Origin of the sequence: Actinoplanes sp. NPDC026619 (genome assembly GCF_040638295.1) — a bacterium.
In the GTDB taxonomy this organism is placed as follows: domain Bacteria; phylum Actinomycetota; class Actinomycetes; order Mycobacteriales; family Micromonosporaceae; genus Actinoplanes.
In genome coordinates, this window is the sequence record NZ_JBEZYA010000036.1 from 26,453 (window position 1) to 39,853 (window position 13,401).

At 71.2% G+C, this 13,401-nt stretch carries 12 protein-coding genes; 10 read left to right on the forward strand and 2 right to left on the reverse strand.

Going from position 1 to position 13,401, the window contains the following annotated elements; translation table 11 throughout:
- Nucleotides 1-24: 24 nt before the first annotated feature.
- Nucleotides 25-453, reverse strand: coding sequence for a hypothetical protein (locus AB0E90_RS45005; protein ID WP_360418611.1), 429 nt, complete (start codon nucleotides 451-453; stop codon nucleotides 25-27).
- A gap of 12 nt (nucleotides 454-465) precedes the next feature.
- Here AB0E90_RS45005 and AB0E90_RS45010 point away from each other — a divergent pair, with 12 nt between their 5' ends.
- The gene (locus tag AB0E90_RS45010; protein ID WP_360418729.1) at nucleotides 466-771 is read left to right on the forward strand and encodes a MarR family transcriptional regulator; all 306 of its coding nucleotides are present in this window, start codon (nucleotides 466-468) and stop codon (nucleotides 769-771) included.
- 36 nt (nucleotides 772-807) lie between these two features.
- On the opposite strand, the gene AB0E90_RS45015 is transcribed toward AB0E90_RS45010, so the two are convergent.
- Complete coding sequence (locus AB0E90_RS45015; protein WP_360418613.1) at nucleotides 808-2,043, reverse strand: helix-turn-helix domain-containing protein; 1,236 nt, start codon at nucleotides 2,041-2,043, stop codon at nucleotides 808-810.
- 125 nt (nucleotides 2,044-2,168) lie between these two features.
- Between AB0E90_RS45015 and AB0E90_RS45020 the strand changes: the two genes are divergently transcribed.
- The 9 genes from AB0E90_RS45020 to AB0E90_RS45060 all read left to right on the forward strand — a co-directional run bounded on the left by AB0E90_RS45020 (nucleotide 2,169) and on the right by AB0E90_RS45060 (nucleotide 13,372).
- A complete protein-coding gene (locus AB0E90_RS45020) occupies nucleotides 2,169-3,053 on the forward strand; it encodes an SGNH/GDSL hydrolase family protein (protein WP_360418615.1) in 885 nt (294 codons plus the stop codon).
- On the forward strand, nucleotides 3,050-5,053 hold the full coding sequence (locus AB0E90_RS45025) for a hypothetical protein (RefSeq protein WP_360418618.1): 2,004 nt from the start codon (nucleotides 3,050-3,052) through the stop codon (nucleotides 5,051-5,053). The genes AB0E90_RS45020 and AB0E90_RS45025 overlap by 4 nt, the downstream gene beginning before the upstream one ends.
- Before the next feature lie 67 nt (nucleotides 5,054-5,120).
- On the forward strand, nucleotides 5,121-6,464 hold the full coding sequence (locus AB0E90_RS45030; RefSeq protein ID WP_360418620.1) for an extracellular solute-binding protein: 1,344 nt from the start codon (nucleotides 5,121-5,123) through the stop codon (nucleotides 6,462-6,464).
- Nucleotides 6,461-7,381, forward strand: a complete 921-nt coding sequence (locus AB0E90_RS45035) for a sugar ABC transporter permease (protein ID WP_360418622.1) — start codon at nucleotides 6,461-6,463, stop codon at nucleotides 7,379-7,381. The genes AB0E90_RS45030 and AB0E90_RS45035 overlap by 4 nt, the downstream gene beginning before the upstream one ends.
- A complete protein-coding gene (locus AB0E90_RS45040; protein WP_360418624.1) occupies nucleotides 7,381-8,211 on the forward strand; it encodes a carbohydrate ABC transporter permease in 831 nt (276 codons plus the stop codon). Before AB0E90_RS45035 ends, AB0E90_RS45040 begins: the two co-directional genes overlap by 1 nt.
- A complete protein-coding gene (locus tag AB0E90_RS45045; RefSeq protein ID WP_360418627.1) occupies nucleotides 8,208-9,359 on the forward strand; it encodes a sugar-binding domain-containing protein in 1,152 nt (383 codons plus the stop codon). The genes AB0E90_RS45040 and AB0E90_RS45045 overlap by 4 nt, the downstream gene beginning before the upstream one ends.
- Nucleotides 9,356-10,633 (forward strand): 6-phospho-beta-glucosidase, encoded by a 1,278-nt coding sequence (locus tag AB0E90_RS45050; protein ID WP_360418629.1) that lies wholly within the window; start codon nucleotides 9,356-9,358, stop codon nucleotides 10,631-10,633. Before AB0E90_RS45045 ends, AB0E90_RS45050 begins: the two co-directional genes overlap by 4 nt.
- Entirely contained in the window at nucleotides 10,626-11,612 is a 987-nt protein-coding gene (locus tag AB0E90_RS45055; RefSeq protein ID WP_360418631.1) for a BadF/BadG/BcrA/BcrD ATPase family protein, read from the forward strand. The genes AB0E90_RS45050 and AB0E90_RS45055 overlap by 8 nt, the downstream gene beginning before the upstream one ends.
- Nucleotides 11,609-13,372, forward strand: coding sequence for a glycoside hydrolase family 20 zincin-like fold domain-containing protein (locus AB0E90_RS45060; protein WP_360418633.1), 1,764 nt, complete (start codon nucleotides 11,609-11,611; stop codon nucleotides 13,370-13,372). The genes AB0E90_RS45055 and AB0E90_RS45060 overlap by 4 nt, the downstream gene beginning before the upstream one ends.
- Nucleotides 13,373-13,401 lie beyond the last annotated feature (29 nt).

Here is a 13,401-nt window from a genome sequence, read left to right on the forward strand (position 1 = left end):
CCCAGCTGGGCCCTCGCCGAGGAGTCACTCGGCTTCGAGCAGGCGCTGGGTCTCGTCCCAGAGTTCGGCCTGCAGATTCGGGTCGTTGCCGGGCGGGGCAGGCTGGATCTGGCGCGTGCCGCGGACGGTGTAGTAGCCGCCGGAGCGCCCGGTGAAGGCGGGGCCGGTGGCGAGGGCGACGATGAGGCCGGCGCCGCGGGCCGGGTCGCCGATCCCGAGCCGGGTGAGGACCTTCTCGAGTGCGCCGGCGAAGCGGATCTCACGGCGATCTCCTGCCCGACGCGCCGCACGTCGTCGAGCCGGGTGAAGTCGCCGAGGAAAACGTCGGCGCCGATCTCGTGGCGGAGGCGTGAGCGCCCTGGTGCGCGAGGCTGATCGCGGCGAGGCGCCCGGGCGCTGAGCGAGCGCAGCGCCGCGCACTTCCACCCGCAGCTTCAGCCGGCCGCCTTCCACCTGGCCCGCTGGATCTACGCCTTCGGGCCGGCCCGCCCCAGTGACGTCGCCGAGGCGGTCGGCATGGACCGCAGCTCCACCAGCACCCTGATCCGCAAGATGCGGACGCTCGGCCTGCTCGACGCCTCGCCGGCTCCGGGCGACGGGCGCAGCATCATCGTTGAGTTGAGCGCCGAGGGCCGCGAACGGGTCGCCGCGGCGCTCGAGGAGCGTGGCCGGGAGTTCTACGCCCGCACTCGGGACTGGTCGACCGATGATCTCGCCCGGCTCGTCGAGCTCCTCGGGCGGCTGACCCCCACCGGCGACCGGCAGGCCTGATCAGCGTCCGGGCACGGCGAATCGGAGGACGCGCCGTCAGCTCGGCTGGTCGGCCCGTTCGGTGTCGCGGCTGATGAAGGCGGCCTGGATGTGCATCAGTTCGCCGGCCGCCGCCGGGTTGAGGCCGGTCAGCTTGCCGGCCTGGCGCAGCCGGTAGTCGACCGTGTTCGGGTGCAGGTGCAGCGCGTTCGCGGTGGCCCGCCGGTCCTGGCCAAGCCGCAGGTAGGTGCGCAGCGTGTGCTCGACGTCGGGATGGTCGTCGAGGCCGGCGAGCCGGGCCGCGAGCATCGTGCGGGCCGGGCCTGGCCGGGACAGCTGGAACTCCAGCAGCAGGTCCTCGAGCCGGAACAGACCCTCGGTGCGGCCGGACCGGGCCGCGACGTCGGCGACGCCGGCGGACAGCGCGATCGCCTCGGTCACCCCGGCCCGGTCCGCGAAGAGCCCGCCGGCCAGGATCACCGCGCCCGCCGCCTGCTGCACGCGGGCGATCAGCACGACCGCGTCGGCCCAGGTCATCGGGGTGGCGGCGAGGGGCAGCAGCACGGTGCCGGCGGTCTGTTCGACGAGCGTCAGGACCGGCTGGTCGGAGGCGTTCTCGAAAGTCGTCTGGATGCGACGGACCTTGCGCTGGGCCGCGACCCGGGCGCCGGGGCTGCCCTCGATCTCGTCGGCGTGCCGGCCGATCGCCAGCGTCAGCACCAGGTAGCGCTCGGCGGGTCGCAGTCCGGTCCGCTGGGCGACGGCCTCCACGTCGGTGCCGTCGGTGAGCGCGGCCAGCAGCGCGCGCCGGCTGTTCTGCTCGTGGTGGTCGAGGATCTGCCGCTCCTCGATGTAGGACGCGGACACCGCCTCGACCAGCGCTCGCAGATAGTCGTGGAAGATCGAGAGGACCGGGTTCAGCTCGTTGAGGGTGGCCGAGCCGAACCGGCCGACCACCTCGTCCCAGGCCAATGCCGTGCCCAGGTGGTAGGCGGAGAGAACCGCGCCGAGCGGCACCCCTTCCTCGGCGCGGTGGCGGGCCGATTCGCGCTGCGGGTCCAATTCGGTGTCGGTCGCCTCGCGGCTTTCGGTCAGCAGCCGGGCCAGCATGCGCAGATTCAGGCTGACGATATTGGCGATATCGACCTGCATCTGTTCGCGGGGCAGCTCCCGATAGAACGGTATTTCCGCGAGGATCCGCTCGACGACCTGTTCGGTCAGCGGGACGACCCGGTGCCACATCCAAGGCCCGAGCTCGGATTGCTGGAATGCCGAACCGGAGGTTGTCATCATCCCACCCGTCTTGTGATCCGTCACAACCGCGCCCGCCGGATTCTGCCTCGCATCACACAGACACCGAGTCCCGCGCTTCGCAGGATGTTATCCACCACATCCCATCGCGGAACAGAGGTTCTCGGATGGTCTATTCAACCGCCCGCCGGCTGGCCGCCATCGCCGTCGCCTGTCTCGGAACGTTTATCGCCACTCCGGCAAATGCCGCCGTACCCGCCCAGGTTTATGTCGCCATGGGCGATTCTTTCGCCTCCGGGCCGCTCATTCTTCCGCAGGAAGATCTGGGCTGCTCGCGTTCGGCCATCAACTATCCGCACCTTCTCGCCAAACGACTGGGTGCTTCCTCATTCACCGATGTCAGCTGCGATTCGGCCGGCACGATCCACTTCACCACCGCCCAGCAGCGCAATCCCGGCGGCATCACCTATCCGGACGCGCCGCCGCAGTTCGACGCGCTGAGCGCCGGCACCACCCTGGTGACCATGACGATCGGCGGCAACGACACCGGCCTGGTGGGCGTCGCCGGTGACTGCGTCAACTTGCTGCCGGTCATCCTCGGCGGCAAGCTGTGCCGCGACCGGTACGTCGTCAACGGCGTGGACAGCGAAGAGCAGGTGATCGCCCAGTTCGGCGTGAAGCTGGCCACCGCCCTGGACCAGATCCACGCCAAGTCGCCGAAGGCCCGGGTCGTGCTCACCGGCTACGGCCTCTACCTGCGCCCGAACGGGTGCTGGCCGAGCGTCCCGGTGCTTCCTACCGACGCCAACTACCTGCAGGCCAAGGTCGACTCGATGAACGCGACGATCAAGGCCACCGCGCTCGCGCACCGGGCCGAGTACGTCGACCTGCGCACACCGAGCGCCGGGCACGACGCCTGCGCGGACGCCGCCACCAAGTGGATCGAGGGTTACATCCCGAGCGGCCTGGCTGCGCCACTGCACCCGAACAAGGCCGGCGAGGCCGCGTTCGCCCAGATCATCGGCGACTACCTCGCGGCGCACCCGGCATGAGGCGGGCCCTGACCGTCGCGCTCGCCGCGGTCCTCTGCGTCCTGCCCAGCACCAGCGCCCAGGCGGATACGGCAACCCACGTGACCTTCACCAAACTGGCCGGTGGCAACGGCACCTGCGACCCGATCGACCCGGTCGCGTGCCTGCTGCCCTTCCCGAACGACTGGAACACCCGCTACGACGCCACCAGCGCGACCGGCCGGCGGGTCAACTTCACCGCCGCCACGCTGCCGGTGAACTCCCTGGGTGCGACGACCAACCCGGACGGCTGGAATCGGAGTGACGGCTTCTCGCCCGGCTCCGCGGTGATGACGGTGGCGCCCGGGGTCAGCGCGACCCGGTCCGGCCTGGCCCCGATCACCGACATCGCCACGTCCCTGTCGGCGAACGCGCCGGCGGTGCTGGTCGACATGACGACCGGCGAACGCTGGCCGTACTGGGCCGAGCTGGACGCCAACACCACCAACACCGCGCGCCAGGCGCTGATCATCCGGCCCGCCAAGAACTTCACCCCCGGCCACTCGTACGCCGTCGGCCTGCGCAACCTGGTCAACAGCGCCGGCGTCAAGCTCGCCCCGTCGGCCGCGTTCAGCAAGGTCCGCGGCGCCACGCTGGCGGCCTCTGATGCGCTGCGCTCCCGGCAGCAGCAGCTGGAACCGGTCTTCGGCACCCTGACCGCGGCCGGCGTCGCCCGCGCAGATCTGTACCTCGCCTGGGGCTTCACCGTCGCCAGCGAGCAGAACCTGACCGGTGATCTGGCCAAGATGCGCGACCAGTCCTTCGCCAACCTGAAAGGCGCGGCCCCGTCGTACACGCTGACCTCGGTCACCGAGTACACCACCACCGAGAATCCGCAGATCGCCCGGCGGATCGAGGGCTACGTGACGGTGCCGAACTATCTGACCCTGCCCAACGGGATCGCCGGGTCGACGCTGACCCGCGGCGCCGACGGGCTGCCGGCCGTCCTGCTCGGGCGCACCGTCAAGGCGCTGTTCACCTGCGTGATCCCGCGGACCGCGCTGGTCACCCCGTCGAACGCCGCACTCTACGGCCACGGGCTGCTGGGCAGCGCGAACGAGGTGACCGCGGACAACGTCGAGGCGATGGCGTCCGAGCACAACTTCACCTTCTGCGCGACGCCGTGGATCGGCATGGCCGACGACGACACCGCCGTCCTCTCGCTCGCCCTGGCCGGTCCCAGCCTGTTCCAGGCGATCCCGGACCGGATGCGCCAGGGGCTGCTCAACGCGATGTTCGTCGGCCGGGCGATGACCGCCGCCGGTGGCCTCACCGGCAACCCGGCGTTCCAGAACGCGGCCGGCAAGCCGGTGATCGACACCAGCGCCGGGCTCAGTTACGACGGCAACAGCCAGGGCGGGATCGTCGGCGGCGCGCTGGTGGCGAGCTCGCCCGACCTCAAGTACGGCGTGCTCGGCGTCACCGGCATGAACTACAGCCTGCTGCTCAACCGCAGTTCGGACTTCGCCTCCTTCCAGCAGATCATCGACGTCGCCTTCCCGGACAAGCTGGACCAGCAGGTGCTGCTCTCGTTGCTGCAGATGCAGTGGGACCGGGGCGAGACCAACGGGTATGCCGCCACTCTGGCCGCCTCGCCGGCCAAACGGGTGCTGATGCACGTCGCGTTCGGCGACCACCAGGTGGCCAACGTCTCCGCCGACGTCGAGGCCCGCACGCTCGGGGCCCGGGTGCCGGCCAAGCCGCTGGCTGCCGGGCGCAGCACCGACGTCACGCCCTTCTGGGGCATCAACAAGATCACCAGCTATCCGTACGCCGGATCCGCCATGGTCGTCTGGGACAGCGGCACCGGCGCCCCGCCGCTGACCAACACCCCGCCGAGCGAGGCGGCCCAGGGCCACGACCCGCACGAGGATCCCCGGCACGACGCCAAGGCGCGGCAGCAGAAGTCCGTGTTCATGCGGACCGGCACCGTCGTCGACGTCTGCAACGCCCAGCCCTGCACGGCCGCCCCCGCCGAGTAGACCCCGCGCCGCCGGGCCATCCGCCGTTGGGTGGCCCGGCGCTGCCCCGATCCTTGAGGAGAAGCGTGTGACAGCCCGATTCCGGCGGCTGGCGGCCGTCGCCACCGCCCTGACCGGCACGCTGCTGGCCGCCGCGTGCACGAGCGACAAACCGGCCTCCGGCCTCACCGACACCGTGACCGAGCAGCACGCCCCCACCACCCTCGAGCTCTGGACCGCATGGTCCGGGGCGGAGCTGACCGCCTTCAAACCGCTGGTCGCCGCGTGCGAGAAGAAGTATCCGTGGATGACCGTGAACCTGGTGCCCAAGGAGGAACTGGAGAAGGTCGCCCTGGCCGCGATCACCGCCGGGAATCCGCCGGACGCGATGGAGTACCGCGATCCGGGCAGCCTCGGCCAGGCCGCCCAGCAGAAGCTGCTCCAGCCCCTCGACGAGGTGGCGAGCCGCGACCAGATCGACTGGACCCAGTTCGTACCGGCCGCCGAGCGGTTGTCGACGTTCGGCGGCAAGCACTACACGATCCCGTACGCCTTCGACGTCTACGGCCTCTTCTACGACGTCGACCTGCTCAAGGAGGCCGGCTTCGACAAGCCGCCCACCACCCTGGCCGAGATCGACGCGATCAACGCGAAGCTGACCAAGCGCAACGCCGACGGCTCGCTCGCCCGCGTCGGCTTCCTGCCCGACTACGCCGGCTCGTATCTCAGCAACTACGCCGCACTTTGGGGTGGCGACATCTACGGCGCCGACGGCAAGTCGGCGGTCTTCGCCACCGGCGGGAAGCTGCAGGCCTTCCTGGAGTGGGAGAAGTCCTTCTACACCACCTACACCCCGCAGCAGCTGCGCACCTTCAAGGCCACCTTCGGCGAGTTCGACTCGGCGAAGAACCCGTGGCTCGCCGGCAAGGTCGCGATGGCCTACGACGGGGAGTGGCTCGCGGCCTACCCGAAGCGCTACGACGGCGGCAGGAAGAACTGGGGTGTCGTGCCGATGCCCGGCCCGGACGGCGTCGCCACCGGTGAGAACGTCACCCCGATCTCCGGCAACGGCCTGGCCATCCCGACCGGCTCGAAGCACGCGGCCGAGGCGTGGGCGCTGATCAAGTGCATGGCCACCGACACGACCGACCTCGCCACGTTCAACGGTTACGTCGCCAACATCTCGGCCCTGAAGAGCGCCATCGCGCTCGACCCGCGCCGCGCCGACCCGCAGTGGAAGCCGTTCCTCGACCTCGCGTCGTCGGGCAGGGCCGTCGTCCTGGGCAGTTCGGCCGCCGGCGATGTCGCCGCCGACCCGCTGGCCGCGTTCGAGGAGTCCTACCTCAACGGCAAGGTCGCGGATCTGCCCGCCGGCCTGACCAAGGTGCAGACCGAGGTGCAGGGCCAGATCGATGGGTCCGTCGGCCCATGAACCGGGCGAAAGGCCGGCGCGCGGTGCTGGTGGTGTCGATGCTGTCGCCCTGGCTGATCGGCTTCGCCGCCCTCACCGCGTACCCGATCGTCATCTCGGCCTACTACTCGTTCACCCGCTACTCGTTCGGCACCGTCGACCCGCAGTGGATCGGCTGGGACAACTACACCTACCTGTTCACCAAGGACCCCAACTTCGGCCACGCCCTGCGTAACACGCTGTTCCTGGCCGCGGTCGGGCTGCCGCTGCGGATGCTGGTCGCGTTCGTGACGGCCGGGCTGCTCGCCACCAAACGGCGCGGGGCCGGCATCTACCGGGTGCTCTACTACCTGCCCACCCTGGTGCCGTCGGTGGCCGGCGCGCTGCTGTTCACGTTCCTGCTGCAACCGGAGTACGGCCCGGTCAACCGGCTGCTGCACGCCCTCGGGGTGAGCCATCCGCCGCTGTGGTTCTTCGACCCGAACTGGTCGAAGCCGGCCCTGACGCTGATCTCGATCTGGTCGGTCGGCGACACCATGCTGATCCTGCTGGCCGGCCTGCTCAACGTCCCGCGCACCCTGTACGAGGCGGTGGAGCTGGACGGCGGCGGGCCGTGGACCAAGTTCCGCCACGTCACCTTCCCGATGGTCTCGCCGGTCACCTTCTTCATCCTGGTGACCGGACTGATCGGGGTGCTGCAGTCGTTCGACGAGGCGTACATCAGCAGCAGCGCCGCCGCCGGCCCGCAGGCGCCACCCGGCGCCCCGGAGGGCTCCCTGCTCACCTATCCGCTGATGCAGCTGAACGCGTTCCAGCACAACCGGGTCGGCTACGCCTCGGCGATGGCCTGGGTGATGTTCCTGATGACTCTTGTGCTGACCGCGCTCGTGACGGTGTCGCGCAAACGGTGGGTGCACACCAGTGCCGGGGAGGCCTGATGCGAAGCCGCAGATTCCTGGTCGCCGTCGCCGAGCATTCCGTGCTGATCGGCTTCGCGGCCATCTTCACCCTGCCGCTGCTCTACCTGGTGCTCCAGTCGCTGATGCCGATGGACCAGGTGAAGACCGCGGCGCTGTGGCCGCGCGACTTCCAGTGGTCCAACTATCGCGAGGTGTTCGTCCGGATCCCGCTGCTGCGCTATCTCGGCAACACCCTGCTGATCTGCCTGGTCAGCACGATCGGCACGGTCGTCTCGACGGTGCCGGTCGCGTACGCCTTCGCCCAGTTGCGCTGGCGCGGCCGTGGAGCGGTCTTCGCCCTGGTGCTGTCCACGATGATGCTGCCGTACCAGGTGACGTTCATGCCGCAGTACGAGATCTTCTCGAAGCTCGGCTGGATCGGCACGTTCCTGCCACTGACCGTGCCGTCGTTCTTCGCCGACGCGTTCAGCATCTTCCTGCTGCGGCAGTTCTTCCTGACCCTGCCCGGTGACGTGCTCGACGCGGCCCGGATCGACGGCGCGGGGGAGTGGCGGCTGTTGCTGCGGATGGCCGCGCCGATGGCCAAGCCGGCCATCATGTCGGTCGCCCTGTTCCAGTTCCTGTTCGCCTGGAGCGACTTCTTCGGGCCGCTGCTCTATCTCAACGACGAGAACCACTACACCCTCGCGGTCGGCATCCAGCAGTTCCAGAGCCAGGCCGGGAAGCTCGGCGAGGGCAACCTCACGCTGGCCGCCTGCGCCCTGTTCGTGCTGCCGATCATGGTGCTCTTCCTCTTCGCCCAGAAGGCCTTCATCGAGGGTGTCAACCTGTCCGGAGTCAAAGGATGATCATCGACCTGGCCGGGACCTGGGAGTGCAGCACCGGCGACGGCCCGTGGGCGCCCATCGAGCTGCCGTGCAGCTGGTGGCTCGCCGGTCTCGACCCGATCGGGCCGGTGGAGTTCCGCCGCCCGATCCGGATCCCGGACGACTGGGCCGGGCACGGCGTCCGGCTGGAGTTCGACGGCGTCGACTATGCCGCAGCGGTGCACCTCGACGGCGAGCCGATCGGGGCGCACATCGGCGGGTTCGCGCCGTTCACCGTCGACGTGCCGGCCGGGTCCGGCGAACACGAGCTGACCGTGGTCGTCACCGTGCCCCGCGACGAGTACGGCACCGCGTTCCCGCACACCAAGCACGCGCTGCGCGGCGTCTTCGGCCATCACGACGCGCGCCCGGGCGGTTGGGGGCCGCGCGGGCAGGAACGCAGTTCGGGCGGCGTGTGGGGCGGGGTGCGGTTGCGGCGGCTCGACGCGTACACCATCAGTGGTCTTGGTTTTTCCTGCTCTTTGACCGGTGCCGATGCGCGGGTCGTCGCCACGCCCGCGGTGGAGCTGCGCGGCGACCGGCCGAAGTGGGCGACCGTGGGCCTGACCCTCACCGACCCGTGCGACGGCTCGGTGCGGGACCTGTTCACCGAGACCTGGCTCGAGCCCGGCGTCAACCACCTCGAGATCAGTGGGATCGTCGCGCAGCCGCACCTGTGGTGGACCTGGGACCACGGTGAACCGCACCGTTACGACCTGACCGTGTGGATCGACGACGGCGCCGGGCGCACCGAGCTCGACCGACGGCCGGTCGGCCTTCGCGAGATCCGGCGGGACAGCGGCTGGGTCTGGCGGCTCAACGGCCGGCCGGTCTTCCTGCGCGGGTCGAACTACATCGGCAGCCAGTGGCTCTCCGAGCTGACCACCGAGCGGGTCGACGGCGACGTCGCGCTGGCAGTCGCGGCGAACCTGAACATGCTGCGGGTGCACGCCCACGTCACGGTGCCGGGCGCGGCCACCACGCACGTGCTCGCCACCGACGCCCGCCGGGTCCTGCAGGCCGGGCCGATGCGGCTGCCCGAAGGCACCTACCGAATCGAGGCCGTCCTGGCCGGACCGGACGGCGCCACGCTCTCCACCAACTTCTTCCGATTCGAGGTAACACCGTGAAGCTCTGCGTCGTCGGGGGCGGCTCGACCTACACCCCCGAACTGATCGACGGCATTCTGGACCGTCGCGCGTCGCTGCCGATCACCGAGATCGTCCTGATCGACCCGGACGAACGGCGGCTCGGCGTGGTCGGCCCGTTCGCCGCGCGGATGATCGCGCACTCCGGCGGCGGCATCGATCTCTCCTGGGGCACCGACCTGCGCGCCGGGATCGCCGGATCGGCTTTTGTGGTCAGCCAGTTCCGGGTCGGCGGGCAGGCCGCCCGGCACGGCGACGAACTGCTCGGCCGCCGCTTCGGGCTGGTCGGCCAGGAGACGACCGGCGTCGGCGGCTTCGCCAAGGCACTGCGCACCGTCCCGATCGCGCTGGAGATCGCCCGGACCGTCGCCGAGCTGGCCCCGGACGCCCGCCTGCTGAACTTCACCAACCCGGCCGGCCTGGTCACCGAGGCCCTGCTCCGGCACGTCCCCGAAGTCCACACGATCGGGCTCTGCAACGTGCCGTGGAACGTCCGGGCCGAGGCCGCCGAGGCGCTCGGCGTCCCGTTCGCCGAGCTGAGCCTGGACTACGTCGGCCTGAACCACCTGTCCTGGGTGCGCGGCTTCACCGCCGCCGGCCAAAACCGGACCGCCGACATCCTCGCCGAGGCCCGCGCCGAGCTGGGCAAGCAGACCGACGACGAGCCCGGCCTCGACCCGGAGGTCCTCGGCCTGCTGGGCGTCGTCCCGAACTACTACCTGCGCTACTACTACGACACCTCCGGCATCATCCGGCACCAGGCGTGCAGCCCGACCCGGGCGTCCGAGGTGATGAAGATCGAGGAGCAACTGCTTTTGCGGTACGCCGATCCGGCGCTCGTCGAGAAACCGGCCGAGCTCATGGAGCGCGGCGGCGCGTACTACTCCGAGGCCGCCGCCGCCCTGATGGCCGATCTGGCGGGCGGCACCGGCGACGTGCACGTGGTCAACGTCCGCAACAACGGCGCCGTCCCCGGCCTCCCTGACGACGTCGTGGTCGAGATGCCGGCCACGGTCAGCCCGGCCGGCGCGGTGCCGATCCCCACCGCCGCCCTGCGGCCGGACATGGACGCGCTGGTCCGCGCGGTCAAGGACTACGAACTGCTCACCATCGAGGCGGTCGTCAGCGGCGATCCTGAGCCGGCGCAGCTCGCCCTGCTCACCCATCCGCTCGGGCCGGAGGCGGCGGCGGTCCGGCCGCTCTGGGACGCGCTGCGCGAGCAGAACCGCGGCCTGCTGGCGGCCCTCGATGGCTGACCTCCGGCCGGGCGCCGCTCTTGTCCTCGGCGTCGACGCCGGCGGCACCAAGACCGACGCTTGCCTGCTCACCCTCGATGGCGACGTGCTCGGCCTCGGGCACGCCGGACCCGGCAACTGGGAGGCGGTCGGCGTGCGGGCGGCCGCGGACGCCGTCGCCCGGGCCACTCGTGACGCCCTCGGCGACCGGCCGGCGGCGCGGGTGGTGGCCGCGACGTTCGCGATGGCGGGAGTGGACTGGCCGGACGACAAGACCCGGCTCGCCCCCGCCCTCGGCGCGATCACCCCCGCCGCGCAACCGGACCTGGTCAATGACGCGTACGCCGCGCTCGCCGCCGGAGCGCCGGACGGCGCCGGCATCGTGTCGATCGCCGGCACCGGCGGCCTGACCGCCGGACGCAACCAGGCCGGCGACACCTTCCGGACGATGGGCCAGCTGCTCGGTGAGGCCGGTGGCGCGATCTCCGTGGTGACCCGGGCCCTGGCCGCCGTGGCGCGCTCCCGCAACGGTGTCGCGCCGGCCACACTCCTGAGTTCCGCGCTGGCGGACTTCCACGGTGTCGCCTCCGCCGACCGGTTGTTCGCCGCGCTGAGCCGCGGGGAGCTCGACGTGCGGGCCGATGCCGCCCCGGTCGTCTTCGAGGCGGCCCGCGACGGCGACGCCGCGGCCGCAGCGGTCGTCGGTGCGGTCGCCCGCGATCACGCCCGGGACGTGCACGGCGTCGCCACCCGGCTCGGCCTGGACGCGGAGCCGTTCACCCTGGTCCGGGCGGGCGGGGTGGCGCTCAGCGCGAACCCGGTGTTCGACCGCGAATGGAGCGCCGCCGTTACCGCGCTGCTTCCGCGGGCGCGGGAAACCTGCCTCGCGGCGCCTCCGGTCGCCGGCGCCGGCCTGCTGGCGCTGCGCCGGCTCGGCCTGCAGGCCGCCGCCCTGCACGCCCGGGTCCTGCAGAACGTCGCCGCGGCGGCCCGCGCATGACGATCCTCGACGAGATCTTCCCCGCACCGCAGCGAGTCCTGCCGCGGGACGGCCGAGGTGCGCTCAGCCCGATCCGGATCGGCTACGACTCGCAGCTCCCCGAGCAGGCCTACCAGTTGGAGGTCGATGGCACCGGGGTCAGGGTCACCGCGGGCGGTGCGGCCGGCGCCCGGTACGCCCGCACCACCGTCCGGCAACTCGAGCGGCTCTCCCGCCGGTCGGGTGAGCCGGTGCCGTGTGTCCGCATCGAGGACGCACCCGCCGTCGCGGTCCGCGCGGTCATGCTGGACGTGTCCCGCGATCGGGTGCCGCACGTCGAGACCCTGGCCGGGCTGATCCGGTCGATGGCCGACTGGAAGCTCAACCAGTTGCAGCTTTATTTCGAGAACACTTATGCGTACGCCGGGCATGAGCCGGTGTGGGCGGATGCCACGCCGTACACCGCCGCCGATGTTGCCCGGATCGAAGGTCTCTGCCGGGACCACGGCATCGAAATGCTGCTGCAGCAGAACTGCCTCGGCCACGCCGAGAAATGGCTGACCCACGACAGGTACGCGGACCTGGCGGCACTGCCCGGCGGTTACCACGACGACCGGGGTAACGAGGAGCCGCCGGCCACCCTCGACCCGCGCTCCGAACGGGCCTTCGCCCTGGTCACCGACTGGCTCACCCAGCTGGCCGGGTTGCAGCCACGGGCGCCGCGCCTGCACATCGGCCTCGACGAACCCCTCGACCTGAACCTCGATCTGTGGCGGGCGGTGTTCGCCCCGCCCGGTGCGGGCCATTTCGAGGTACGGCTGGGGGAGACCGAGCAGAAGCTCTACCTCGACTGGCTGCGCCGCATCCGCGAACTACCCGTGTTGCGTCGTCGCGACCTGGTGATGTGGGCGGACGTCGCCTCGGCCAACCCCGCCGTATTGGCCGGCCTGCCACCCGGCGTGACCCTGGTGGAATGGGGCTACGAGGCCGATCACCCGTTCGACGACCGGGCCGCCGCCCTGGCCGCCCGGGGCGTCCCGTTCTGGCTCTGCGCCGGCACCAACACCTGGAACACCTTGGCCGGGCGGCCGGCGAACGCCCGCGCGACCATCGCGAACGCCGCCCGCGCCGCGGTCCGGCACGGCGCCGGCGGCCTGGTGATCGCCGACTGGGGCGACAACGGCCACACTCAGCAGCCGGCGTTCAGCCAGATCGTGTTCGCGCTGGCCGCCGGCTACGCCTGGAACCCGGCCGCGGCGGCGAAGCTCGACTGGGCCTGGCTGATCGACACGCACGTCGCCGACGACCGGGCCGGCGTGCTCGGCCGGTCGATGCTGGCGGTCGGCGACCTCTACACGACGCTGCCGGTCCAGGTGCCCGAGGGCTCGGCGCTCGCCGCGTGCCTCGGCCCGGCGCCGATGCTGGCCCGGCTCGCCGCCGGGGGAGTGGACGCCGCGGCGCTGGACTGGGTGCTGGCCGAGCTGGACCGGCAGGCCACGGCGCTCGACGGCGCCGACCTGCGCGGCAGCGACGCCACCGGAACCATGGCCGAGGTGCGGTTCACGATCCGGCTGCTGAGCTACGGCGCCCGGCGCATGCGGGCCTACCTGACCTCGGCTCCCGCGCCCGCCGGCGAATACGCGTCGCTGCTGGCCGAGTACGAGCGGCTGTGGCGACTGCGCTGCCGCACCGGCGGCCTCGCCCACAGCATGACCATGCTGGCGATCATGGCGCCGCTCCATTCGGCAGATGCGGTTCAGCGAGGTCAGGTGACCTGTTAGGCGTGGCGCCAGACGGCCGGACGCCTTTC